Origin of the sequence: Corynebacterium pilosum DSM 20521 = CIP 103422 (genome assembly GCF_000373805.1) — a bacterium.
Taxonomy (GTDB): domain Bacteria; phylum Actinomycetota; class Actinomycetes; order Mycobacteriales; family Mycobacteriaceae; genus Corynebacterium; species Corynebacterium pilosum.
Genome location: NZ_KB892461.1, coordinates 120,417 through 144,257, shown reverse-complemented (window position 1 = coordinate 144,257; position 23,841 = coordinate 120,417). Strand labels below are relative to the sequence as shown.

At 63.0% G+C, this 23,841-nt stretch carries 23 protein-coding genes; 20 read left to right on the top strand and 3 right to left on the bottom strand.

All coding sequences use genetic code 11. The annotated features are described in order from the left end of the window. Positions 1-75: 75 nt before the first annotated feature. From B097_RS0108150 to B097_RS0108140, 3 genes are read right to left on the bottom strand one after another with little or no spacing between them, the layout of a single operon-like run. Positions 76-519 (bottom strand): YbjN domain-containing protein, encoded by a 444-nt coding sequence (locus tag B097_RS0108150; protein WP_018582043.1) that lies wholly within the window; start codon positions 517-519, stop codon positions 76-78. Continuing rightward, positions 509-991 carry a type III secretion system chaperone family protein gene (locus B097_RS0108145; protein ID WP_018582042.1) on the bottom strand — a complete coding sequence of 161 codons (483 nt, stop codon included), beginning with the start codon at positions 989-991 and terminating at the stop codon, positions 509-511. The genes B097_RS0108150 and B097_RS0108145 overlap by 11 nt, the downstream gene beginning before the upstream one ends. 20 nt (positions 992-1,011) lie before the next feature. Next, positions 1,012-2,367 carry a TIGR01777 family oxidoreductase gene (locus B097_RS0108140; RefSeq protein WP_018582041.1) on the bottom strand — a complete coding sequence of 452 codons (1,356 nt, stop codon included), beginning with the start codon at positions 2,365-2,367 and terminating at the stop codon, positions 1,012-1,014. Positions 2,368-2,497: 130 nt separating this feature from the next. On the opposite strand from B097_RS0108140, the gene pyrR reads away from it, so the two are divergent. The 20 genes from pyrR to ribH all read left to right on the top strand — a co-directional run bounded on the left by pyrR (position 2,498) and on the right by ribH (position 23,817). After that, positions 2,498-3,061, top strand: a complete 564-nt coding sequence (pyrR, locus tag B097_RS0108135; protein ID WP_018582040.1) for a bifunctional pyr operon transcriptional regulator/uracil phosphoribosyltransferase PyrR — start codon at positions 2,498-2,500, stop codon at positions 3,059-3,061. Then, positions 3,058-3,987 carry an aspartate carbamoyltransferase catalytic subunit gene (locus tag B097_RS0108130; protein ID WP_018582039.1) on the top strand — a complete coding sequence of 310 codons (930 nt, stop codon included), beginning with the start codon at positions 3,058-3,060 and terminating at the stop codon, positions 3,985-3,987. The genes pyrR and B097_RS0108130 overlap by 4 nt, the downstream gene beginning before the upstream one ends. Before the next feature lie 11 nt (positions 3,988-3,998). Beyond that, positions 3,999-5,363, top strand: coding sequence for a dihydroorotase (locus B097_RS0108125; protein ID WP_026254399.1), 1,365 nt, complete (start codon positions 3,999-4,001; stop codon positions 5,361-5,363). 11 nt (positions 5,364-5,374) lie between these two features. Next, the gene (gene carA, locus B097_RS0108120) at positions 5,375-6,550 is read left to right on the top strand and encodes a glutamine-hydrolyzing carbamoyl-phosphate synthase small subunit (protein WP_018582037.1); all 1,176 of its coding nucleotides are present in this window, start codon (positions 5,375-5,377) and stop codon (positions 6,548-6,550) included. Positions 6,551-6,571: 21 nt separating this feature from the next. Further along, on the top strand, positions 6,572-9,928 hold the full coding sequence (gene carB, locus B097_RS0108115; protein ID WP_018582036.1) for a carbamoyl-phosphate synthase large subunit: 3,357 nt from the start codon (positions 6,572-6,574) through the stop codon (positions 9,926-9,928). Further along, on the top strand, positions 9,925-10,719 hold the full coding sequence (pyrF, locus tag B097_RS0108110; RefSeq protein ID WP_018582035.1) for an orotidine-5'-phosphate decarboxylase: 795 nt from the start codon (positions 9,925-9,927) through the stop codon (positions 10,717-10,719). The genes carB and pyrF overlap by 4 nt, the downstream gene beginning before the upstream one ends. 228 nt (positions 10,720-10,947) lie before the next feature. Continuing rightward, positions 10,948-11,271 carry an integration host factor, actinobacterial type gene (gene mihF / locus B097_RS0108105; protein WP_018582034.1) on the top strand — a complete coding sequence of 108 codons (324 nt, stop codon included), beginning with the start codon at positions 10,948-10,950 and terminating at the stop codon, positions 11,269-11,271. A gap of 4 nt (positions 11,272-11,275) precedes the next feature. Continuing rightward, positions 11,276-11,875 (top strand): guanylate kinase, encoded by a 600-nt coding sequence (gmk, locus tag B097_RS0108100; RefSeq protein ID WP_026254396.1) that lies wholly within the window; start codon positions 11,276-11,278, stop codon positions 11,873-11,875. Between the two features lie 6 nt (positions 11,876-11,881). Further along, the gene (gene rpoZ / locus B097_RS0108095; protein WP_018582032.1) at positions 11,882-12,175 is read left to right on the top strand and encodes a DNA-directed RNA polymerase subunit omega; all 294 of its coding nucleotides are present in this window, start codon (positions 11,882-11,884) and stop codon (positions 12,173-12,175) included. Positions 12,176-12,304: 129 nt separating this feature from the next. Beyond that, on the top strand, positions 12,305-13,537 hold the full coding sequence (coaBC, locus tag B097_RS0108090) for a bifunctional phosphopantothenoylcysteine decarboxylase/phosphopantothenate--cysteine ligase CoaBC (RefSeq protein WP_018582031.1): 1,233 nt from the start codon (positions 12,305-12,307) through the stop codon (positions 13,535-13,537). A 109-nt stretch (positions 13,538-13,646) separates the two neighbouring features. Further along, on the top strand, positions 13,647-14,867 hold the full coding sequence (gene metK, locus B097_RS0108085; protein ID WP_018582030.1) for a methionine adenosyltransferase: 1,221 nt from the start codon (positions 13,647-13,649) through the stop codon (positions 14,865-14,867). A gap of 13 nt (positions 14,868-14,880) precedes the next feature. Beyond that, positions 14,881-16,899, top strand: coding sequence for a primosomal protein N' (locus B097_RS0108080; protein WP_018582029.1), 2,019 nt, complete (start codon positions 14,881-14,883; stop codon positions 16,897-16,899). Between the two features lie 67 nt (positions 16,900-16,966). After that, positions 16,967-17,479 carry a peptide deformylase gene (gene def / locus B097_RS0108075; RefSeq protein ID WP_018582028.1) on the top strand — a complete coding sequence of 171 codons (513 nt, stop codon included), beginning with the start codon at positions 16,967-16,969 and terminating at the stop codon, positions 17,477-17,479. Positions 17,480-17,484: 5 nt separating this feature from the next. After that, positions 17,485-18,420 carry a methionyl-tRNA formyltransferase gene (gene fmt, locus B097_RS0108070; RefSeq protein ID WP_018582027.1) on the top strand — a complete coding sequence of 312 codons (936 nt, stop codon included), beginning with the start codon at positions 17,485-17,487 and terminating at the stop codon, positions 18,418-18,420. Then, positions 18,417-19,841, top strand: a complete 1,425-nt coding sequence (locus B097_RS0108065) for an RsmB/NOP family class I SAM-dependent RNA methyltransferase (protein ID WP_026254395.1) — start codon at positions 18,417-18,419, stop codon at positions 19,839-19,841. Before fmt ends, B097_RS0108065 begins: the two co-directional genes overlap by 4 nt. Before the next feature lie 10 nt (positions 19,842-19,851). Next, complete coding sequence (gene rpe / locus B097_RS0108060; protein ID WP_018582025.1) at positions 19,852-20,505, top strand: ribulose-phosphate 3-epimerase; 654 nt, start codon at positions 19,852-19,854, stop codon at positions 20,503-20,505. After that, positions 20,495-21,490, top strand: coding sequence for a bifunctional diaminohydroxyphosphoribosylaminopyrimidine deaminase/5-amino-6-(5-phosphoribosylamino)uracil reductase RibD (gene ribD / locus B097_RS0108055; protein ID WP_040429504.1), 996 nt, complete (start codon positions 20,495-20,497; stop codon positions 21,488-21,490). Before rpe ends, ribD begins: the two co-directional genes overlap by 11 nt. Continuing rightward, complete coding sequence (locus tag B097_RS0108050; protein ID WP_018582023.1) at positions 21,471-22,058, top strand: riboflavin synthase; 588 nt, start codon at positions 21,471-21,473, stop codon at positions 22,056-22,058. The genes ribD and B097_RS0108050 overlap by 20 nt, the downstream gene beginning before the upstream one ends. An 11-nt stretch (positions 22,059-22,069) precedes the next feature. Continuing rightward, complete coding sequence (locus B097_RS0108045; protein WP_018582022.1) at positions 22,070-23,323, top strand: bifunctional 3,4-dihydroxy-2-butanone-4-phosphate synthase/GTP cyclohydrolase II; 1,254 nt, start codon at positions 22,070-22,072, stop codon at positions 23,321-23,323. 11 nt (positions 23,324-23,334) lie between these two features. Then, positions 23,335-23,817 (top strand): 6,7-dimethyl-8-ribityllumazine synthase, encoded by a 483-nt coding sequence (ribH, locus tag B097_RS0108040; RefSeq protein ID WP_018582021.1) that lies wholly within the window; start codon positions 23,335-23,337, stop codon positions 23,815-23,817. The last annotated feature ends 24 nt before the right edge of the window (positions 23,818-23,841 follow it).

Below are 23,841 nucleotides of genomic sequence, written 5' to 3'. Positions count from 1 at the left end.
ACCATAAGGCAGATTTTTAAAGCGCGTGCGTGACGACGAAAAACCTGTGGATAACTAGTACCCTGTGGATAACTTTTAGTCGTTGCCCTCCATGAGCTGGTCTAATTGCTCGACGACTGCCACCAGCCCGTCCTGGGCGGCCAGTACTGCGTCGACTGCGGACTGCAGGGTGTGGGAGAGTTGCTCGTCGTTAAGCCCGGCGGCGATGGGTAGTTCGCGTTCGGTGCGCACGATGAGGTTCTCGGCCTTGTTGACGATCACGGCGCGCGCCCCGAATGATGTGGAGTTGACCTGGTTGGCGGCCAGGTAGAGGGTGGCGTTGGCATCGTCGGAGGGGATGTCGGTGGCGGCGTCGGCGCGGACGACGAGCACGGAGCCCAGGATCGCGAAGATGACGGTGTAGCCGTTGAGGTTGGCCTGGGCGATCTCGCGGGCCTCGTCGCGCACTAGGGTGATCTCGCGGGTGGCCATGACGGCCTCGACGCGGTCGAAGGTGACCGGGGTGGGATTAGTGCTCATGGGTGTCCTCCCAGGTAACAAGGTTGGGGAGTTGCTCTTCCAGTACGTTGAACGCACCGACGACCATGTCCAGGGTGGACACAACGAACGCGCCGATCTGGTTGTAGCTTGCGCCCTTCGAAATGTCGAGGATCCGGAACGCGTTGGCCGCGACGTGCTCTTCGCCCTGTTCGTAGAAACGCAGGGTGGGGGCGAACTGCAGCTGGTTGTACTCGTTGCACATGGCGAGCAGGGTGGTGGCCATGGCCTTGGGGAATTCGCCGCGCCACAGTGCTTCGCAGACAAGATTGTCGCCTTCGCGTACGAATGCGATGGCGGAGTTGACGAATCCGGTGCGCACGACGGTGGTTGTACCGTCGGCGGTGGGGGTGTCTTGGAGGCGGTATTCGAGGTTTTCGTCGGCAAGCACGTCGCCGACCACGGTGATGTCAAAGTCCGTGACGGTATCTTTGTGGTCGTGGTTTTCGTCCATTCCACCACGATAGCAACCGATCAGGCGCCGTAGAGCTTCTCGGTGCCTAATTCGTGGGCGAGCGCCACGTCGAGGGTGGGGTAGCGGAAGGTGTGCCCAGCGTCCTCGAGAGCGCCTGGGCGGATATTTTGGTCGGCCATCACGAGTTCTTCCGCGCCTTCCTTGCCCAGCAGGATGCGTGGGCCGAAGGTGGGCACGGGCATCAGTTGTGGGTTTTTCAGGGCCTTGGCGATGGCGTCGGACAGTTCGGAGTTTTTCACTGGGTGTGGTGCGGTGGCGTTGATGGGGCCGCTCAGGGTGTCGTCGACAAGCGCGCGGAAATAGATGTCGGTGAGGTCGTCGAGCGCGATCCAGCTCATCCAGAATTCGCCGTCGCCGAAGCGGGTGGCCAGACCGGTGGCGGAGACGGCGCGGAAGATGGGCAGGACGCCTGACGACGAGCCAAGCGCGATTCCGGAGCGCACGTTGACCACGCGCAGTCCCGCAGCCCTGGCGGGCTCAGTGGCGTTTTCCCAGGCCTCGACGGTGTCGGCGAGGAAGCCTTCGCCGCGCGGGGCGGTCTCATCGATCGCGGACTCAGACCCTGCTGCGCCGTAGTAGCCGACGGCGGAGGCGGACACGAAGGCGTGCACGCCTTCAGTATCGGCGGCCAGGCGCGCGAGCTTTTCGGTAGGCGCAACCCGGGAGGCGTAGATCTCTTTCTTATGGGCCTCATTGAACCTGCCCATGAGGGGCTCGCCGGCCAGGTGGACCACGGCGTCGACCCCGCGCAGGAGATGGCGGGCCGGGCGCTGCGGGTTCCAGTGGCGCTGGTGTTCTTTGGCCTCGCCGCGGACGAGTTGGATCACGGTGTGGCCGGCGGTCTGCAGCTGTGCCATGAGCGCGCGGCCGACGTGTCCCCGCGAGCCTGTCATGGCGATGGTCAGCGGGGTGGTGGCGCCAGCGGCGTTGACTCGGTTGAGGAAGCTGATGTCCTCGATGAGTTGGTGCTGGCGGTAGGCCACCATGGGTTCGAGGGTGCCTGCGGGCACGCGCGTGGAAATCTCGTCGGTGACAAGAGTGGCCAGGGGGTCGTCGTCAAGCGATTCGAAGCGGTGGACGTGCCGCCACCCTGCCAGGACCTTGATGGGGGCGTTGATGCAGACGTCGGTGAAGACGTGGCCTGTGCGGTAGCCGGAGAGGTCGTGGCGCGCGACCCATTTCAGGCCGGCGGGCAGCGAAAAGATGGTGGTGCCGTCGGCCAGGCGCTCGGCTGCTTGGACGGGTTTCATCGGCAGGAAGGTGGGCGCCAGGCGCGCGACTGCCCCCGGCCGGGTGTGCCACTCCCACACTGTGTCCCTGTCTGCTGGGACAACGTGATGTGCTGTGATTCCCATGGAGCTCCTTCGCGCCAAAATGTAGCTGTGGGTGCTAGAGTAACAACCGGTCTAGCACACAAGCATAGACAACAGCATTGACATCCTTTAAAGGACCGCACAGAGAGGCGGAGAAGGAGGTTCGATGAGTATGGACACGCAACGCACGACCGTTGAGCTGTTATCAGCCGATGACGTCGGGCGCACTGTCGCACGCATCGCGCATCAAATCATTGAAAAGACAGCGCTTAACGACGACACCCATATCGTCTTGTTAGGCATCCCGTCCGGTGGTGTTCCACTGGCCCAGCGTTTATCGGACGCGGTGGAGGAGTTCTCCGGGGTGTCTGTCCCCGTGGGTAGTTTGGATATCACGTTGTACCGCGATGATCTGCGGGATAAGCCACACCGGGCGCTGCAGCCCACGACAATTCCGATCGATCTCGACGATGCCATTGTGGTGCTTGTCGACGATGTCCTCTTTTCTGGCCGCACCATCCGGGCTGCGCTGGACGCTTTGCGCGATCTGGGCCGCCCTGCTGTGGTGCAGTTGGCCGTGTTGGTGGATCGGGGTCACCGCCAGTTGCCGATCCGCGCTGATTACGTCGGCAAGAACATTCCGACGGCGCGCACTGAAGATGTCACGGTGAAGATTAAGGCCCTCGACGGCGAGGATGCCGTGGTTCTCACCCGCGATGAGGAGGCTCAACAATGAAGCACCTACTGAGTATCGCGGACTTGTCGCGCGATGAGATTGTCGGCCTGATGGATGAGGCTGACCGTTTTCGCGAAGCGCTTGAAGGCCGCGAGATCAAAAAGCTGCCCACCTTGCGGGGCCGCACCATTTTTACCCTGTTCTATGAGAACTCCACGCGCACCCGGGCGTCCTTTGAGACGGCCGGCAAGTGGATGAGCGCGGACGTGATTAATATCGGCGCCTCGTCGTCAAGCGTGAAGAAGGGCGAATCCCTGAAGGACACTTCCTCCACGCTGGCGGCGATTGGCGCCGATGCGATCGTGATGCGCCACCCAAGCTCAGGCGCGGCACACCTGGTCGCGGACTGGGTGGCGCCCAGCGGCGTCGGCCCCAGTGTGATCAACGCGGGTGACGGTTCCCACCAGCACCCCACGCAGGCGCTGCTTGATGCGGTGACGATGCGCCAGCGCCTGGGCGGGATTGAGGGCCGCAAGGTGCTCATCGTGGGCGACTGCCTGCATTCGCGCGTGGTGCGTTCGAACGTGGATCTGCTGTCCACCCTGGGCGCGGAGGTTGTGCTTGTTGCGCCGCCGACGCTGCTGCCCACCGGCGTGGAGACGTGGCCGGTGCGCACCAGTTGTGATTTTGACGCAGAGATCGCGGACGCCGATGTGGTGATGATGCTGCGCGTGCAGCAGGAGCGGATGAACGGTGGTTTCTTCCCTTCGCATCGTGAATACGCCACGCTTTATAGCTTGTCGAAGGACCGTGCGGCGCGAATGAAAGAGGATGCGATCATCATGCACCCCGGCCCGATGCTGCGCGGCATGGAAATCAACCACGCCGTAGCCGATTACGACGAGACCGCTGTGCTGCAGCAGGTGTCCAATGGTGTGCACGTGCGCATGGCCGTGCTGTTTACGCTGATCGCTGCAGGAGAGTAGGAGACAAGAACGTGACAACGAATTATCCCCCCACAGGTCCTCTCGCTCCTGTCCCCACTGAGCCTCTAGCCATTCAGAACGTGCGCCCCTACGGTGAGGGCGATCCAGTAACAGTGCTGGTTGAAAACGGCGAGATCAGCGCCATCGGTGCGGACGTGGACGTCCCCGAGGATGCGCGCGTGATCGACGGTGGCGGCAATGTGTTGCTTCCGGGCCTCGTCGATATGCACGTGCACCTGCGCGAGCCCGGCCGCGAGGACACCGAGACCATCGCCACCGGCTCTAACGCCGCCGCGAAGGGCGGGTTCACCGCCGTGTTCACCATGGCGAATACGAATCCGGTGATGGATCAGCCGATCATCGCGGAATCGGTGTGGCTGAAGTCCCAGGCCTATGGCAAGTGCGACGTGCACCCGGTCGGCTCGATCACGCAGGGCTTGGAGGGCACGCAGCTGACCGAGTTCGGGATGATGGCGCGCTCCGAGGCGAAGGTGCGCATGTTTTCCGACGACGGCCGCTGCGTCAACGATCCCCAGATTATGCGCCGCGCCATCGAATACGCCAAGGGCTTGGACGTGTTGTTGGCGCAGCACGCCGAGGATCACCGGATGACGGAGGGCGCTGTCGCCCACGAGGGCGCGGAGGCTGCGCGGCTGGGTCTGCGCGGGTGGCCGCGTGTGGCAGAGGAGGCCGTTGTGGCTCGCGATACGATCATGAGCCGTGATTACGGCGGCCGCGTGCACATCTGCCACGCCTCCACTGAGGGCACCGTGGACATGATCCGCCTGGCCAAGCAGCGTGGGGCGCGCGTGACCGCTGAGGCGACGCCGCACCACTTGTTGCTTACCGACGAGGCCCTGCGCAGCTACGATGGCCGCTTCCGCGTGAACCCGCCCCTGCGTGAGGCGAAGGACGCGGAGGCGCTGAAGAACGCGCTGCTCGACGGCACTATTGACTGCATCGCCACCGATCATGCCCCGCATGGTTCGGAAGAGAAGTGCGTGGAGTTCGAGTTCGCGAAGCCCGGCATGCTGGGGTTGGAGACGTCGCTTGCGATCGTCGTCAAGATCTTTGTGGAATCTGGGCTGGCGGACTGGCGTTTCGTGGCGAAGGTGATGAGCGAGAAGCCGGCGGAGATTACGCGTTTGCCTGGCCATGGCCGGCCGATCGCAGTCGGGGAGCCTGCGAACCTGACGATTGTGAACCCGAACGATCCGTGGACTGTGTCTGGTGAGCAGCTTGAGTCGAAGGCGGAGAATACCCCGTACGAGGATATGGAGTTCGCGGCGCGCGTCACGCACACGGTGCTGCGCGGGCGGGTGACGTTTGGCTCGGATTCGAGTGAAGATTCCACGCCGCACCCCAAAGAAGCATAGAATACAGAGCAATGAATAATTTACAGTCTGAAAGGTCTGACGTGACTGATTCCCGCACACCCGCCGTCCTCGTGCTCGGCGACGGCACCATTTTCAAAGGATTCGGCTTCGGAGCGACCGGGTCCACCCTCGGCGAGGCCGTATTTAGCACCGCGATGACGGGGTACCAAGAGTCCATGACCGACCCGTCCTTCCACCGCCAACTGCTGGTCATGGCTACCCCGCAGATCGGCAACACCGGCTGGAACGACGAGGACAATGAGTCCCGCGACGGCAAGATCTGGGTAGCCGGCTTGATAGTCCGCGACCTGGCCAAGCGCGTGAGCAACTGGCGCGCGCAGCGTTCGCTTGCCGACGAGATGGCCGCACAAAACGTGATCGGTATTGAAGGGGTGGACACCCGCACCTTGGTGCGCCACATCCGCAACCACGGTTCCATCGCGGCCGGTATCTTCTCTGGAGATGAAGCGCTGGAAGAGGTAGAGGTGCTCGTCGATAAGGTCAATGCGCAACCAGAGATGAAGGGCGCCGACCTGGCTGCTGAGGTAACTACCGAGCAGCCGTACACCGTCCCCGCTGAGGGTGAGGCGAAGTACACAGTGGTGGCTTATGACCTGGGTCTGAAGTCTGCGACGCCGGCGCAGTTTGCGGCTCGTGGCATCGAGACGATTGTGGTGCCCGCGAATACGCCGGTGGAGGAAATTAAGAGGCACAACCCGGATGGTGTTTTCCTGTCCAACGGGCCGGGGGATCCTTCCACTGCGGATGAGATGGTGGAGATCACTAAGCAGATCATCCGCGACGGTGTGCCACTGTTTGGTATCTGCCTCGGCAACCAGATTCTGGGCCGCGCGCTAGGCCTGAACACCTACAAGAAGAAGTTCGGCCACCGCGGCATCAATATCCCGGTGAAAAATCACCTGACTGGGAAGATCGACATCACCTCCCAGAACCATGGCTTTGCGCTGGAAGGGGAGGCAGGCGACAAGTTCGATACCGAGTTCGGCCCAGCGCAGGTGACCCACACGTGCCTCAACGACGGCACCGTGGAGGGCGTCGCCCTCGAAAGGGGGCGTGCCTACTCCGTGCAGTACCACCCCGAATCCGCGGCCGGCCCGCACGATGCGAATCCACTATTCGACCAGTTCATCTCCTTGATGGACCAGTATTCGCCGAACAAGAAGTAACCAGGAAGGAAACAAGAAACAATGCCTAAGCGCTCTGATATTAACCACGTCCTGGTTATTGGCTCTGGCCCGATCGTGATCGGCCAGGCCTGTGAGTTTGACTACTCCGGTACCCAGGCGTGCCGTGTACTGAAAGAGGAGGGGCTGCGCGTCACTCTGATTAACTCCAACCCGGCGACCATCATGACCGACCCCGAGTTCGCCGACCACACCTATGTGGAGCCAATTGAGCCGGCCTACATCGACAAGATCCTCACCAAGGAGGCCGAACAAGGCCACAAGGTTGACGCAATCCTGGCCACCCTGGGCGGGCAGACCGCCCTGAACGCTGCGATCCAGATGGACCGTATGGGCCTGCTGGCCAAGCACGGTGTGGAGCTGATCGGTGCCGACATCGACGCCATCGAACGCGGTGAGGACCGCCAGAAGTTTAAGGACATCGTCGAAAAGATCGGCGGCGAATCCGCGCGCTCGCGGGTGTGCTACACGATGGACGAGGTCCACGACACTGTCGCTGAGCTCGGCCTGCCCGTCGTCGTCAGGCCGTCGTTCACCATGGGTGGGCTGGGCTCTGGCTTGGCGTTCACCATGGAAGACTTGGACCGGATTGCGGGCGGTGGCCTCGAGGCGTCGCCGGAGGCTAACGTGCTGATTGAGGAATCCATCCTGGGGTGGAAGGAATTCGAGCTTGAGCTGATGCGCGATGGCGACGACAACGTCATGGTCATCGCCTCGATCGAAAATGTTGACGCGCTCGGTGTGCATACCGGCGATTCCGTTACCGTGGCTCCGGCGCTGACCTTGACTGATCGCGAGTTCCAGACCATGCGCGACCAAGGCATCGCGATCATTCGCGAGGTCGGCGTGGCCACCGGTGGCTGTAATATCCAGTTCGCGGTGAACCCGAAGGACGGCCGCATCATCACCATTGAGATGAACCCGCGCGTGTCACGTTCCTCGGCGCTGGCGTCCAAGGCGACGGGTTTCCCGATCGCGAAGATCGCCTCCAAGCTGGCTATCGGCTATACGCTGGACGAAATCACCAATGACATCACCGGTGTGACCCCGGCATCCTTTGAGCCGACGCTGGACTACGTGATCGTCAAGGCCCCACGCTTTGCCTTCGAGAAGTTCGTCGGTTCCGACGACACCCTGGGCACCTCCATGAAGGCTGTCGGCGAGTCCATGGGCATTGGCCGCAACTACATCCAGGGCCTGAACAAGGTGCTGCGCTCCCTAGAGACGAAGCCTGCCGGGTTCTGGACGCAGCCCGACGAATACTTCGCCGGCGACCGCGCCACCGACGTGGATGCCGTGCTGGAGGATTTGAAGCGTCCCACCGACGGGCGCCTTTACGATGTTGAGCTGGCGATGCGTCTCGGCGCAAGCGATGACCAGATCCACGAGGCTTCCGGCATTGATCCGTGGTTCTTAGCGGAGCTGCGCGCGCTCGTCGATTTTCGCGCGAAGCTGGAAAATGCGCCTGTGCTGGGCGAGGAATTGCTGCGCGAAGCCAAGGTCTTCGGGCTTTCTGACGCGCAGATCGCCGCGCTGCGCCCAGAGTTGGCTGGCGAAGACGGCGTGCGTTCCCTGCGGTGGTCGCTGGGCGTGCGCCCGGTGTACAAGACCGTGGATACCTGCGGCGGCGAGTTCGAGGCGCAGACACCTTATTACTACTCCGCCTACGAGTACTCCCCAGACGCTGAGTCTGAGGTTGGGCCGGCGCCAGAGGGGTCGAAGGGCAAGGTCATCATCTTGGGTTCTGGCCCGAACCGCATCGGTCAGGGCATTGAGTTCGATTACTCGTGTGTGCATGCAGCCCTTGAGCTTTCGGAGAAGGGTTATGAGACCGTGATGGTCAACAACAACCCAGAGACCGTGTCCACGGACTACGACACCGCTGATCGTCTCTACTTCGAACCACTGACCTTCGAAGACGTGATGGAGGTCTATCACGCGGAGCTAGAGTCCGGCCCCGTTGCTGGCGTGATCGTTCAGCTTGGTGGGCAGACACCGCTGGGCCTGGCGCAGCGCCTGGCGGATGCGGGCGTCCCGATCGTCGGCACGAGCCCCGAGGCCATCGATTTGGCCGAGGACCGGGGTGAGTTCGGCAAGGTGCTGGCTGAAGCTGAGCTGCCTGCTCCCGCATTCGGTACCGCGACTACCTTCGCGGAGGCCAAGGCTGTGGCCGCTGGTATCGGCTACCCAGTGCTGGTGCGCCCTTCGTACGTGCTGGGCGGGCGTGGCATGGAGATCGTGTACGACGAGAAGTCGCTGGAAGACTATATCGACCGCGCCACCGAGCTCTCCCCAGACCACCCGGTGCTCGTCGACCGCTTCTTGGATTCTGCGATCGAGATCGACGTGGACGCGCTGTGCGATGGCAAAAACGTTTACCTGGGCGGCGTTATGGAGCACATCGAAGAGGCGGGCGTGCACTCCGGTGACTCGTCGTGTGCTCTGCCGCCGATGACCCTGGGTCCTGAGGACATCGACAAGGTGCGCCGCTCTACCGAAGCGCTGGCGCACGGCATCGGTGTGAAGGGCCTGATGAACGTCCAGTTCGCGCTGAAGGACGACATTTTGTATGTCATCGAGGCCAACCCACGTGCCTCGCGCACCGTACCGTTTTCCTCCAAGGCGACCGGTGTGCACCTGGCTAAGGCTGCGGCACGCGTGATGATGGGCTCCACGATTCCGGAGCTTATCGACGAAGGCCTGTTGCCGGACTCCTATGATGGTGGAACCCTGCCTCTGGACCACCCAATCGCGGTAAAGGAAGCAGTGCTGCCATTCAACCGGTTCCGCCGGGCTGACGGCACCATGCTGGACACCATCCTGGGCCCAGAGATGAAGTCCACCGGTGAGGTCATGGGCTTGGCCGAAAACTTCGGCGTGGCTTACGCGAAGGCTGAGGCTGCTGCGTTCGGTGAGCTGCCCACTGAGGGGACCGTGTTCGTCTCAGTGGCGAACCGGGATAAACGCACGTTGATCTTCCCGATCCAGCGCCTGGCCACCATGGGATTCAAGATCCTCTCCACCTCGGGCACGGCCCAGATGCTGAAGCGTAACGGTATCGACTGCGAGGTTGTGCTCAAGGCCTCTGAGGTCCGCGAGGGCGCCGAGGGCGCGTCGATCGTCGACCGGATCAAGGACGGGGAGATCGACATGATCTTGAACACCCCGGCCGGATCTTCGGGTGCGCGCCACGACGGCTATGAAATCCGCGCCGCCGCCGTAGCGAATAATGTGCCGCTCATGACCACCGTGCAGGGGGTCACCGCTGCGGTGCAGGGCATTGAGGCGATCAAGGCTAATGAGGTGACGGTGCAGTCGCTGCAGGAGCTCGACCACACACCCAACGGTGGCATGCGATGAGCGTGGCTTTCGGCGAACGCTTGGTCGCTGCGGGTAGCGATCATGGGCGACTGTGCGTGGGCATTGACCCGCACGCGTCTTTGCTGCGGGACTGGGGCCTCGGCGACACCGCGGAAGGCCTGCGCGAGTTTGCCTCACGCTGCGTCGAGGCCTTCGCCGGCCACGTCGCCCTAGTCAAACCCCAGGTGGCCTTCTTCGAGCGCTTCGGCGCGGAAGGGTACGCCGTGCTGGAGGAGACGATCCAGGGGCTGCGTGAGGCTGGAACGCTTGTGGTGGCGGATGCCAAACGTGGCGACATTGGTTCCACCATGGACGGCTACGCCGAGGCCTGGCTGGGCGAAAGCCCCCTCCAATCCGATGCGGTGACCGTCTCTCCTTACCTTGGCGTCGGCGCTTTAGCGCCAGCGATCAAGCGTGGGGGAGTGTTCGTCTTGGCCGCGACGTCCAACCCGGAGGCCGTTGCCTTTCAATCGCAGACGCTCGCCGACAGGCGCACCATCGCCCAGTACATGGTCGACGAGTGCGCGGAACTGAATGCCGGGGCCAGCGTGGGATCGGTCGGTGTCGTCGTTGGTGCAACACTGGCGGCATCTCCGCGTCTCGACGACCTTAATGGTCCAGTTCTGATGCCGGGTGTTGGTGCTCAAGGCGGCACTGCGGAAGATGTGGCGCGGATCGCAGGGAGGAACTCTCACCTCGTTTTCCCTAGTGTTTCGCGTTCCGTCCTGTCCGCGGGGCCAGAAGTCGCTGACCTGCGGAAACATGTGATCGACCAGGCGAAACTGTTTTAGGAGTGTGTCTCCGTTTTGTGTGGACAAAAAGCCTGGTAGTTTAGTACCGGCAATGCGATGACGTGGAGAAACACCTGATCAGTTATCGTGTTTGTCGGTACCCGGTGCTAGACTGGGCCGAAGTCAGTGAGTAACACGGATGAAATTTCGGTTATCATCTGCCTGTCACTGGGGTGCTCGCGCACCTCGGAAAGAAAATTTACTACTACGAAAGCATGGAGGAACCCCGTGGCCCTTCCCAAGTTGACTGACGAGCAGCGCAAGGCCGCACTCGAAAAGGCAGCGGAGGCACGCAAGAAGCGTGCAGAGCTGAAGGCATCCCTGAAGCGCGGCGACACCAACCTGAAGGAAGTCCTGGATAAGGCTCAGACCGATGAGATCATCGGTAAGACCAAGGTCTCGGCCCTTCTTGAAGCCCTGCCAAAGGTGGGCAAGGTCAAGGCTCGCGAGATCATGGAAGAGCTCGAGATTGCTCAGACCCGCCGCCTGCGTGGCCTGGGTGATCGTCAGCGCCGTGCTCTGCTGGAGCGCTTCGGCTTCTCCGAGGCCTAATTCCGTGGCCGTAGACAACCCGAAAGGTCGTCTCGTCGTATTGGCGGGGCCGTCGGCCGTTGGGAAGTCGACGGTTGTTCACCGCCTCCGCGAAGACCTTCGGGACCTGTATTTTTCGGTATCGATGACCACCCGGGCACCACGCCCTGGTGAAGTCGACGGTCAAGACTACTTCTTCGTCACCCCTGAGCTGTTTCAAGAGCGTATCGACGCAGGCGAAATGCTAGAGTGGGCCGAAATCCACGGTGGCCTGCAGCGCTCGGGAACCCCTGCCAAGCCGGTGCGCGATGCACTCGACGCAGGCAAGCCCGTTCTCGTTGAGGTTGACCTAGCGGGAGCACGCGCTGTCAAACAGATCATGCCTGAAGCGATCACGGTATTTCTGGCACCACCATCATGGGACGTGCTCGTCGACCGCTTGACCGGCCGCGGCACCGAAACGCAGGACGTGATCGACCGGCGGTTGGAGACAGCACGCGCCGAACTCGCCGCACAGGATGAGTTCGATGACGTGGTTGTAAACAATGACGTCGATGTAGCCGTGGCAGAAATCAGTGCTATCCTGCGGGATGGCAAACGAAACGACCCAACAAAGAGCGAGTAGGTATAAGTGAGCAACGTGACCAACGACTTGGGTGCGTCGGAAGACTTGGTGTACGACACACCAGAAGGTATTACCGCACCACCCATCGATGAACTGTTGACCAAGGTGTCGTCAAAGTACGCCTTGGTGATCTTCGCTGCGAAGCGCGCGCGTCAGATCAACAGTTACTACCAGGAGCATGATGAGGGCGTGTTCGAGTTCATCGGACCGCTAGTTACTCCCGAAGCGGGTGAAAAGCCCCTGTCGATCGCGCTGCGTGAGATCCAGGCTGGTCTGCTCGAGCACGAGGAAGGCCAGTAAGAGGCATCCGCGCTGTAATGCTGCACCCACCCGCACCCTTTGGTGCCGGTGGGTGTTCGTCGTTTCTGGGCTTTTGGTCGGCTACAGTCGGGTGGACACACTACCCACGTAACGGAGGAAGCTTTGTCCATGGCTACGCGCAAGATCGTCGTTGGAGTATCGGGCGGAATCGCCGCCTATAAGGCCTGCATGTTGGTCCGCGCATTCAAGGAACATGGCGACGATGTCCGCGTCGTCCCCACACCTAACGCCCTCAACTTCGTCGGCGCGGCAACCTTTGAGGCGCTGTCCGGCAATCCGGTCTCCACCGAGGTCTTCGACGCCGTGGATGAGGTGCAGCACGTGCGCGTCGGGCAGGAAGCCGATGCGATCGTCATTGCGCCAGCCACAGCGGACCTCATGGCGCGGCTCGTCGCCGGGCGTGCCGACGACCTGTTAACCGCAACGGTGCTGGTCGCAACGTGCCCCGTGATCGTGGCCCCGGCGATGCACACCGAAATGTGGAATAACCCAGCGACCCAAGCCAATGTGGCAACTCTGCGCGAGCGGGGAGTGATTGTGCTTGAGCCCGCCCACGGGCGCTTGACCGGGAAGGATACGGGTGCGGGCCGCATGCTGGAACCCGCGCAGATCGCCGAGCTGTCGCGCGCGGTGCTCGACGGGGCAGACTTCACCCACGACTGGGAGGGCAGGAAGGTTGTGGTGAGCGCTGGTGGCACGCAGGAGAACATTGACCCGGTCCGCTTCATCGGCAATCGTTCCTCGGGCAAGCAGGGGTTTGCGCTTGCCGACGTGGCCGCTCACCGCGGTGCCGACGTGACAATCGTTGCCGGCGATACTGACGAGCTAGACACCCCAGCGGGCGCCACGATCATCCGCGTGCGTTCCACCCGAGAGATGGAGCAGGCGATGAATGATGCGGTCAAGGACGCGGATGTGGTCATCATGGCCGCTGCGGTCTCGGATTTCCGCCCAGCTGCGGAGGCAGACTCCAAGCTCAAAAAGGGCAGCGAAGAGGACGAGGATGCGCTCAGCACCGTCCACCTGGTGGAGAACCCAGATATCCTGGCGGGCCTCGTCGATAAGCGTAAGCGCGGGGAACTGAAGGACGGTGTGCGCATCGTGGGGTTTGCGGCGGAGACCGGGGATGATTCGTCGTCCGGGCTGGACTATGGCCGGGCGAAGCTGGGGCGTAAGGGCTGCGATTACCTCATGGTCAATGAGGTCACGGGTGGCAAGGTGTTTGGTGAATCGACCAACCGGGGTTGGCTCTTGGGGGCGGATGGCTCAGAGGTAACAATTCCGGATGGATCAAAACACCTGGTAGCGGCCGCGATTTTGGCAGAGGTTGACTTAAAGTAGGGTCAATCATTGCCGGTTTAGACAGCTTGGTCTAAATTGGTGTGATATCCGGCGCGGGACTCGCGCGGTGCTACATAATATTGATTTGAGAGAAGGAAACCACATAATCGTGACTTCCCCTGAGACTTTTTACCGCTTATTCACCAGCGAATCGGTCACCGAAGGCCATCCCGACAAGATCTGCGATGCGATCTCGGACACCATTCTCGATGACTTGCTGCGCCAGGACCCCTCGAGCCGGGTAGCAGTGGAGACCTTGGTGACAACCGGCATGGTGCATGTGGTTGGCGAGGTGTCGACGAAGGCATACTCCAATATCGCGAAGCTTGTCCGTGACAAACTGGTGGAGATCGGCTTCACCTCCTCGGACGTCGGTTTTGATGGGAACACCTGTGGTGTTGCTATCTCGATCGGCGAGCAGTCGCAGGAAATTGCTGATGGCGTGACCAATTCGCAGGAGGTCCGCGAGCAGAACTCGACCGTTGCTGACGACCAGTCTGGCGCCGGCGACCAGGGACTGATGTTCGGCTACGCGACCAACGAGACTCCTGAGTACATGCCGCTGCCGATCTCGACGGCTCACCGCCTGGCACGCCGCCTGACCCAGGTGCGCAAGGATGGCATCGTCGACGGTCTGCGCCCCGATGGCAAGACTCAGGTCACCTTCGCCTACGACGGTGAGAAGCCCGTCTACCTCGACACCGTGGTCATTTCGACGCAGCACGACCCAGACTTCACGGGCAAGGAACTCGAGGTCGCTCTTCGCGAGCACGTGCTTGATTGGGTTGTGAAGGATGCGGGTCTGGAGCAGTTCGTCACCGATGATCTGAAGCTGCTGATCAACCCGTCCGGTTCCTTCGTCGTTGGCGGGCCGATGGGTGACGCGGGCCTGACTGGTCGCAAGATCATCGTCGATACGTACGGTGGCATGGCTCGCCACGGCGGCGGTGCGTTCTCCGGCAAGGACCCGTCGAAGGTGGACCGTTCCGGCGCGTACGCGATGCGCTGGGTAGCGAAGAATATCGTGGCGGCGGGTCTGGCGGATCGCGCGGAGGTCCAGGTGGCGTACGCCATCGGCCGTGCCGCCCCGGTGGGGCTCTACGTGGAGACCTTCGGCACCGCAAAGGAAGGCCTCACCGATGCCGCTATTCAGCAGGCGGTGCAGGAGGTCTTCGATCTGCGACCAACGGCGATCATCCGCGAGCTGGATTTGCTGCGCCCGATTTACGCAGAGACCGCAGCCTATGGCCACTTCGGCCGTACCGATGTGGACCTGCCATGGGAGCAGCTTAATAAGGTCGACGAGCTGAAGGCCGCGATTAACGGCTAGACTCTTGAAGGCTATGACTGATACCCGCGCCACCACACAGACACCCGTGGCGCGGGTATTGCCTCTTTTGGGGCTGCCGCACCTTGATCGCACATTCGACTACCTGGTCAAAGACAAGGATCTTGAGGCGGCTCAGCCGGGCGTGCGCGTGCGCATCCGCTTCGGCGGCAGGCTTGTCGACGCCTTCGTCATCGAGCGCGCCGCCACTAGTGAGCACGACGGGGCACTGCGCTATATCGAGCGCGTCGTCGCCGAGGACGTGGTCTATCCGCCGCGGATCAGTGCGCTTGTCGACGCCCTGGCCGAACGTTATGCGGGCGTGCGCTCCGATATCGTGCGCGCCGCCATCCCACCGCGGCACACGAAGGCGGAAGAAAAAGACACGGACACCCCGTGGGAGAAGCTGGGCAGTGTCACCGAGCCGGATCTGTCGGCGTGGAGCGCCTATGTCAACGGGCCGTCCTTTGTTGATGCGGTTGTCGCTGGAAAACTGGCGCGCGCCGCATGGCAGGTGGCACCCGGGGCGGATTGGGCGGACACTGTGGCTGCGTTGGTCACCAAGGTGGCGATCGATGGCGGCGGGGCGCTGGTCGTCGTTCCCGATCAACGTGACGTGGACGCCGTCGAGGCGGCCCTGCGGGAACGAATGGGACCACGGCAGATCACGGTGCTGACAGCAGCCCAGGGCCCGCAGGCGCGGTATTCCCGGTATCTTTCTGTGCTGCGCGGGCAGGGCAGGGTGGTCGTCGGCACGCGCTCTGCGGCTTTTGCCCCGGTGAATGATCTGCGCCTGATGGTGCTGATGCACGACGGGGACGATAACCTCGTCGACCCGCGCGCCCCGTACGTGCACGCCCGCGAGGTGATGACGACGCGCTCGGCGATTGAGAAAGCCTCCCTGGTGATCGGTGGGCATTCGCGCACTGCAGAGACGCAGCTGCTGGTGGAGTCTGGCTGGGCGCATGACTTGGTGGCGCCGCGCGAGATCGTGCGTGCACAGATGCCGTATATTCACGCGGCGGGCGATACGAACTTTGAGCTTGCGCGCGACCCAAGGGCCCGTACTGCGCGCCTGCCGTCGGTGGCCTTTGAGGCTGCCCGGCGCGCGCTGGCCCGCAATCGCCCGGTCCTGTTCCAGGTGCCGCGTGCGGGCTACGTGCAGTCGATCTTGTGCCAGCGGTGCCGCACCCCGGCGCGCTGCAGGTGGTGCAATGGGCCGTTGGGGCGTCAGTCGCATCGCGACGAGGCGTTGACGTGCCGCTGGTGTGGCCGGATGGATGGGCATTATTCGTGCCCGGAGTGTGGTTCGACGCAGTTGCGTGATGGTGTGAAGGGGACTGATCGCACGGCGGAGGAGCTGGGGCGGGCGTTTCCGCAGGTGCGGGTGGTGTCGTCGTGGGGTGAGCGGATTCATGAGGCGATCGACGAGGGCCCGACCATTGTGGTGGCCACGCCGGGGGCGGAGCCCGCGGTCATCGGTTCGAACCGGACCTATGATGCGGTGGTGCTGTTGGATACTTGGGCACTGATGGGCCGGGCGGATCTGCGCGCGATGGAGGACACGATGGCGAAGTGGTCGGCGGCGGCCACGTTGGTGGAGCCGCACGCGGATGGTGGTGAGGTGATCGTCGTCGCGGCCCCGAATGCGCCGGTGGTGCAGCATTTGATTCGGTGGGATATGACGGGCCATGCCGCGGCCGAGTTGGAGGCGCGGCGTGAGGTGGGCTTTCCTCCGGCGGTGCATATGGCGGCGGTGGACGCGCCGGCGGCGACGTTGGAGCATTTCCTATCGCTGGTGGAGTTGCCGGCTGATGCGGATGTGTTGGGGCCGGTGGATCTGCCGGCGGGGGTGGACTTGCCGGGGACCTGGAAGCGGGATGAGTTGGGCCCGGCGCAGCGCGTGCTGATTCGCATTCCCCTGCGGGGCCGTAATGATCTGGGGCACGCTTTGCGGGTGGCGGCGATTAATCGCGCGCTGCTCAAGGATGATGCGCCGTTGCGGATCCAGGTCGATCCGATCCACATAGGTTAGGGGAAGCAGACCGAGTAGACTTGGTGCCCGTACATTTAACAGTTTTGGGAAAGGTGCACCACACAGGATGACTATCCGCGAGATCCGGCTGTTCGGGGACCCCGTGCTTACTTCGCGCGCCAGCGAGATCACCGAATTTGATGCGTCTTTGCGCGCGCTTGTCGACGACATGCTGGACACCATGGACGCTGCTGGCGGGGTGGGGCTGGCCGCCAATCAAACTGGTGTGTTGAAGCGTGTGTTTGTGTTCGATTGTTCCCACGTTGAGTCGGGTCTGCGCGGCGCGATCATCAATCCGGTGTGGGAGCCTGTGGGCGATGTGATGCAGTTGGGCGCGGAGGGCTGTTTGTCTATCCCTGATATTTCGGCTGAGACGCAGCGCTACAACACGGTGGTGGTGCGCGGCCAGGACGTGCATGGGCGCCCGCTGGCGCTGGAGGCTTCGGGCCTGATGGCGCGGTGCATTCAGCATGAGACGGATCATCTCGACGGCGTGCTGTTTTTGAAGCGGCTTGAGCCGGAGGTGCGTAAGGCCGCGATGGGGCAGATCCGTGCTGCCGATTGGTTTAAGGAGGACTAACGACGATGAAATTGGTTTTTGCTGGAACCCCGGAACCTGCGGTGGTGGCCTTAGAGAAGTTACTGGCCTCTGACCATGAAGTGGTGGCGGTGATTACGCGCCCCGATGCCCGCCGTGGCCGGGGCAGGACGCTGCATCCTTCGCCGGTGAAGGCACTGGCGGTCGAGCACGGCATTGAGGTGCTCACCCCGACAACGCTGAAGGCTGGCACCGACGACGGCGAGGCGGTGCGTGCCCGTCTACAAGAGCTTGCCCCTGAGGCGATTCCCGTGGTGGCCTACGGCAACCTTGTGCCGAAGGATCTGCTGGACGTGCCGACGCACGGTTGGGTGAATCTGCACTTTTCGCTGCTTCCGGCGTGGCGTGGTGCCGCGCCGGTGCAGGCCGCGATTCGCGCAGGCGACGAGATCACTGGTGCCACGACGTTCCGCATCGACGAGGGCTTGGATACCGGCGATATTTTAGGCACGGTCACCGAGGAGATTCGGGACACCGACACCGCGGATGACCTGTTGACCCGGCTGGCCTATTCGGGCGCGGACTTGCTGACCGCCACGATGGATCTGCTCGCCTCCGGCCAGGCGGACCCGCAGCCGCAGCGCGGGGAGGCCACCCATGCCGCGAAGATCACCACGGAGGACGCCCGCATTTCCTGGGACGCACCGGCCTTCGCGATTGATCGGCACATCCGGGCACATACGCCTGGGCCTGGGGCGTGGACCACGCTTAACGACGAGCGCTTCAAACTTGGGCCGGTCACAGTGAGTGAGGAAGACACTCTGGCTCCTGGGCATGTGCGCGCAGAGAAGAACGCTGTCTACGTGGGTACCGCGACCACTGATGTCGTGCTGGGTACCGCTCAGCCGCCGGGGAAGAAGATGATGCATGCTGCCGCATGGGCGCGTGGCTATAACAGTGAAGGTGAAGTGGTGTTCCAGTGAGTGGTGGATTTCGGTCGCGTACGTCCGGTCGTCGACAAGCGCCCAAGCCTGAACGGGCACAACAGAAGCAGAAACCCCAGCGGAAAAATACGGCAGGGGTGGATGAGCCACGCCGCGCAGCCTTCGACGTGCTACAACGCGTCAGCGGCGATGGCGCCTATGCCAACTTGACGTTGCCGAACCTGTTGCGGGAGCGCAAGATCACAGGCCGCGATGCCGCCTTTGCCACGGAGCTGACCTACGGCACGCTGCGCAATCTGGGCGTGGTGGACGCGGTGATTGGGAAGTGCTCGTCGAGAAGCCTTGATCAGATCGCTCCAGAGGTGCTTGACGCGCTGCGCCTTGGTGCCTATCAGCTGCTGTACACGCGTGTTGAGCCACACGCGGCGGTGGATACGTCGGTACGCCTCGTGGAAGAAGCAGGCCAGGACAAGGCCAAGGGCTTTACCAACGGGATTTTGCGCTCGATCAGCCGTACCAAGCCGCAAGAATGGATTAAGCAACTGACGCCAAGCGGCGAGCTGGCGGCGGTGGCGTTTCGCACCGCGCACCCGGAGTGGATCGCGCGGTCTTTTTCCCGCGCGCTGGGCTTAGGGGAATTGGAGGAGGCGCTGCGTGCCGATTCCGAACGCCCAGTCGTCCACCTCGTGGCGCGCCCCGGAGAGATTTCTGCCGAAGAGCTTGCGCTGATCACCGGTGGCGAGGAAGGCAAATACTCTCCCTATGCGGTCTATTTGGAGCAGGGCGATCCCGGGCAACTGCAGCCGGTGCGCGATGGCATGGCTGCCGTCCAGGACGAGGGCTCGCAGCTGATTGCTCGTGCGGTCACCGAAGTGCCCGTCGATGAGGACCAGGGCCGCTGGCTCGACCTGTGCGCGGGCCCGGGGGGCAAGGCGGCGCTGATGGCGTCGTTGGCCGCGATCGACGGGGCGCACGTCGACGCGGTGGAGGTCTCCTCCCACAGGGCAGATCTGATCCGCAAGACGGTCGCCGGCCAGCCCGTCACCGTGCACGTCGCTGATGGCCGCGCCCCCGGCTTGGAGCCCGGTTTTGACCGCGTGCTTGTCGACGCCCCCTGCTCCGGCCTCGGCGCTTTGAGGCGTCGGCCTGAGGCGCGCTGGCGCAAACAGGAATCGGACATCGCCGAGCTCACGGTCCTGCAGGAAGAGCTCCTGCGCAGCGCGGTGGAGCTGGTGAAGCCGGGTGGCGTGGTGGTCTATTCCACCTGCTCGCCTGACCTGCGCGAGACCCGGGGCGTCGTCGATAAGCTGCTTGCTACTGGTGAGGTCACTGAGGAAGACGCGCACGGCTATACCGGTGGCATGGAAAATACCGGTGACAACTTGAGTGTTCAGATGTGGCCGCACCGCCACGGCACTGATGCGATGTTCTTTGCAGTGTTGCGGAAGAAGGGGGAGTAGGATCAGGGGTATGTCTGCACCATATATTGCCCCATCTATCCTTGCCGCCGATTACGCCAACCTGGGCGCCGACGTGTTGAAGGTCCCGAATGCGGACTGGATTCACGTGGATATCATGGACGGCCATTTCGTTCCGAACCTCTCTTTCGGCCCGGACGTGACTACGGCCGTCGACGGCGTGACCGACCAGTTCATGGACGTGCACGTGATGATCGAGGAGCCGGAGAAGTGGTTCGATACCTATATCAAGGCTGGCGCTGACCGCATTATTTTCCACGTGGAGGCGACCGACGACCACGTGGCCGCCGCGAAGCTGTTGAAGGAGAAGGGCTGCCAGGCAGGTTTTGCCATCAAGCCCGATACCCCGATTGAGCCCTACCTGGATGACCTGGAGCACTTCGACGAAGTGATCGTCATGACCGTCGAACCTGGGTTCGGTGGGCAAAAGTTCATGCCCGAGATGATGGACAAGGTCCGCGCCCTGCGTGCTGCCATCGACGAGCGCGGCCTGGACTGCATCATTGAGCTCGACGGCGGGATCAATACCGAGACCATCGCCCAGGGCGCGGCCGCTGGCGCTGACGCTTTTGTCGCTGGCTCCGCCGTCTTCGGCAAGGAGGACCCGGGCGCCGCGGTGGAGGAGCTGCGCAAGCTTGCGTCCTAAAGTGTCGGACGCCCTCGCGGCCGGACGTGAGGTCCGCGGCACGACCAGCCCCAATCCACCTGTCGGGTGCGCGCTTTACGACGAGCGCGGCGCGCTGATTGCCACCGGCGGGACTGAGCCGGCGGGCGGCGCGCACGCGGAAATCGTCGCCCTGCGCAAAGCAGGAGAACGCGCCCGCGGGGCCACCGCTGTGGTGACCTTGGAGCCGTGCAACCACACAGGCCGGACTGGGCCGTGTTCGCATGCGCTGGCCGAGGCTGGAATCTCCCGCGTCATTTATCTCACCCCGGATCCGAACCTGCAGGCCAGCGGGGGAGCGCAGTACCTGCATTCGCGAGGGGTCGAGGCGGTGTACCACCGCCACGTTGTCCCGGACCTGATCCCGTGGCTGACCAGCATGCGCCTGAAACGCCCAGCGGTGACTATCAAGTTCGCAGCCAGCGTCGACGGCTTTACCGCCGCACCCGACGGCACCAGCCAGTGGATCACCGGCCCCGCTGCGCGCGAGCACGTCCATGTTGACCGTGCTCGGCGGGATGCGATCGTCGTGGGGACCGGCACCGTACTTGCCGACGATCCCTCCCTGACCGCCCGCTACCCCGATGGGTCCCTGCGTGATCAGCAGCCGCGAAGGGTGGTCGTCGGCACGCGCGATGTGCCCGAAGGAAACCTGACGCGCCTGGGGTATGAGCAATTTCCGACGATCGATGAAGCCTTGAGCGCGCTGTACGACGAGGGCGTGCGCGACATTCTCGTCGAGGGCGGGGCGGGGCTGACTACAAGCTTTGTTGAGGCCGGTTATGCCGACTGCGTGCAGGCCTATGTCGCGCCGATGCTCATGGGCGCAGGGCGCGGCGTGCTAGCGCGTGGGTTGGGTGGAACATTAACGGAGATGCCGCGGTTTGAGGTAGTAGATACGAGCTACTTCGAAGGCGATGTGCTCATTGAGATGGCAAAGGATTTGGATGTTTACTGGACTCGTTGAAGAAATCGGCACTGTTACCCAGCTTGAGGATTTGGGTGATTCCCGGCGCATCGCTATCGACGCCCCACTGGTGACCTCCGATGCTGCGCTGGGCGATTCGATCGCGGTCAACGGTGTCTGCTTGACCGTGACCGCGATCGAGGAGGGTGTGTTCAGCGCGGACGTGATGCAGGAGTCGCTGGATCGCTCCGGTCTGGGCGCGCTGGCGCCCGGGGCGAAGGTGAACCTGGAACGCGCTTTGCAGGCCGGTGCGCGCTTCGGCGGCCACATCGTGCAGGGGCATGTCGACGGGGTAGCGGAGCTGCTCAGCCGCGAGGCCTCCGAACATTGGGAGGTGTTTCGCTTTTCGCTTCCGGAGCAACTAGCGCGGTATGTCGTCGAAAAGGGCTCGATCACCGTCAACGGCACCTCCCTCACAGTATCTGCGGTGGGTGAGGACTATTTCGAGGTGTCACTGATTCCCACCACCTTGGCGGAGACCACCGCGGGGGACTTGGCTGTCGGTGATGTGGTGAACATCGAGGTCGATATTGTGGCCAAGTACGTTGAGAAAATGGTGACCAAGTAAGGTCTATTTTCATGACCGAGAGCACCATTCGCCTAGATTCCGTCGAGGAGGCCGTTGCCGCGATCGCTCGTGGCGAGGCCGTGGTTGTTGTGGACGACGAGGGACGTGAAAACGAGGGCGACCTCATTTTCGCCGCCGCGCAATCCACCCCGGATTTAGTGGCCTTCATGGTGCGCTACACCTCCGGCTATATCTGCGTGGCCATGGAGGATGACCGGGCTGATGCGCTGAACCTGCCGCCCATGGTGGCCCGCAATGAGGACGCGCGCTCCACGGCCTACACCGTGACCGTCGATGCCGCCACCGGCACCACAGGCATCTCGGCCGCTTCACGCTCAGAGACCATCACGCGCCTGGCAGATCCGGCGCGCGGGGTTGAGGACTTCACCCGCCCCGGCCACGTGGTGCCCTTGCGCGCTCGTCGCGGCGGGGTGCTCAAGCGTGACGGACACACCGAGGCCGCGGTGGATCTGACGCGCATGGCGGGGCTTGAGCCTGTCGGCGCGTTGTGCGAGGTCGTGTCCGAAGAAGACCCCACCGACATGGCGCGCGCCCCAGAGCTGCGCCGCTTTGCTGACGAACATGGGCTGAAGATGATCTCCATCGAGCAGCTCATCGCTTACCGCAAGCACACCGAAACCCACATCGAGCGCGTGACAACGGCACAACTGCCCACAGAGTTTGGCCGCTTCACCGCCCATGGCTACAAGCACGTAATCGACGGCACCGAACACGTAGCGCTGGTCGTCGGGGACGTCTCCGGGGCTTCGGACGTGCTGGTGCGCGTCCATTCAGAGTGCCTTACCGGCGATGTTTTTGCCTCCACGCGCTGCGATTGCGGCCAGCAACTGCACGAATCGATGCGCCGCGTCCAGGAAGCAGGCGCGGGCGTGATCGTCTACGTCCGCGGCCACGAGGGACGCGGGATCGGCCTGATGAACAAGCTTCAGGCCTATAAGCTCCAGGACGAGGGCCTCGACACAGTCGATGCAAATCTGGAGCAGGGGCTGCCGGCCGACGCGCGGGAGTATTCCGTGGCCGGGCAGATCCTCGCGGACCTGGGAGTGAAGTCTTTTCAGCTGATGACGAACAACCCCCTCAAGACAGAGGCGCTCGCGGGCTTCGGCCCCCAGGTCGCTGGAAGGGTGCGTATCGACGTCGTCCCGAACTGCGAGAATATCCGCTACCTGCGTACTAAACGCGACCGGATGGGCCACGACCTGCCAGCCGTCGAACAATGGGACGCCGATCCCGACCACCACTAGCAAGGAATTACATGGCAACCACAGGACGACCAGAACCAGCACCCGTCAAGGCCGAAGGCATGCGCGTGGCCGTGATCACCACGCAGTGGAACGCCGACATCGTCGAACCGATGCGCGAGCGCGCCCTCACCGCGGCAAAGGATGCCGGCGCACGTGCCGACGAATACACCGTGGCCGGCGCCATGGAATTGCCCGTGGTCGTCCAAGCGTGTGCTCAACGCTACGATGCCGTGGTGGCTCTGGGCTGCGTGATCCGTGGGGATACACCACACTTTAATTATGTGTGCGACTCCGTCACCGCCGGACTGACCAGGATTGCTCTCGACGAGCAGACCCCGGTAGGCAACGGCGTTCTTACCGTGAACACCCATGAGCAGGCTGTGGCGCGAGCAGGCGGGGACGGCGCCATCGAGGATAAGGGAGCCGAGGCGATGCGTGCGGCCCTCGGGGCCGCGGTGGAACTAGAGAAGGTGCGCGCCATTCCGGCCGATTAGTCGGCGCGCGCGGAGCGGACTAGG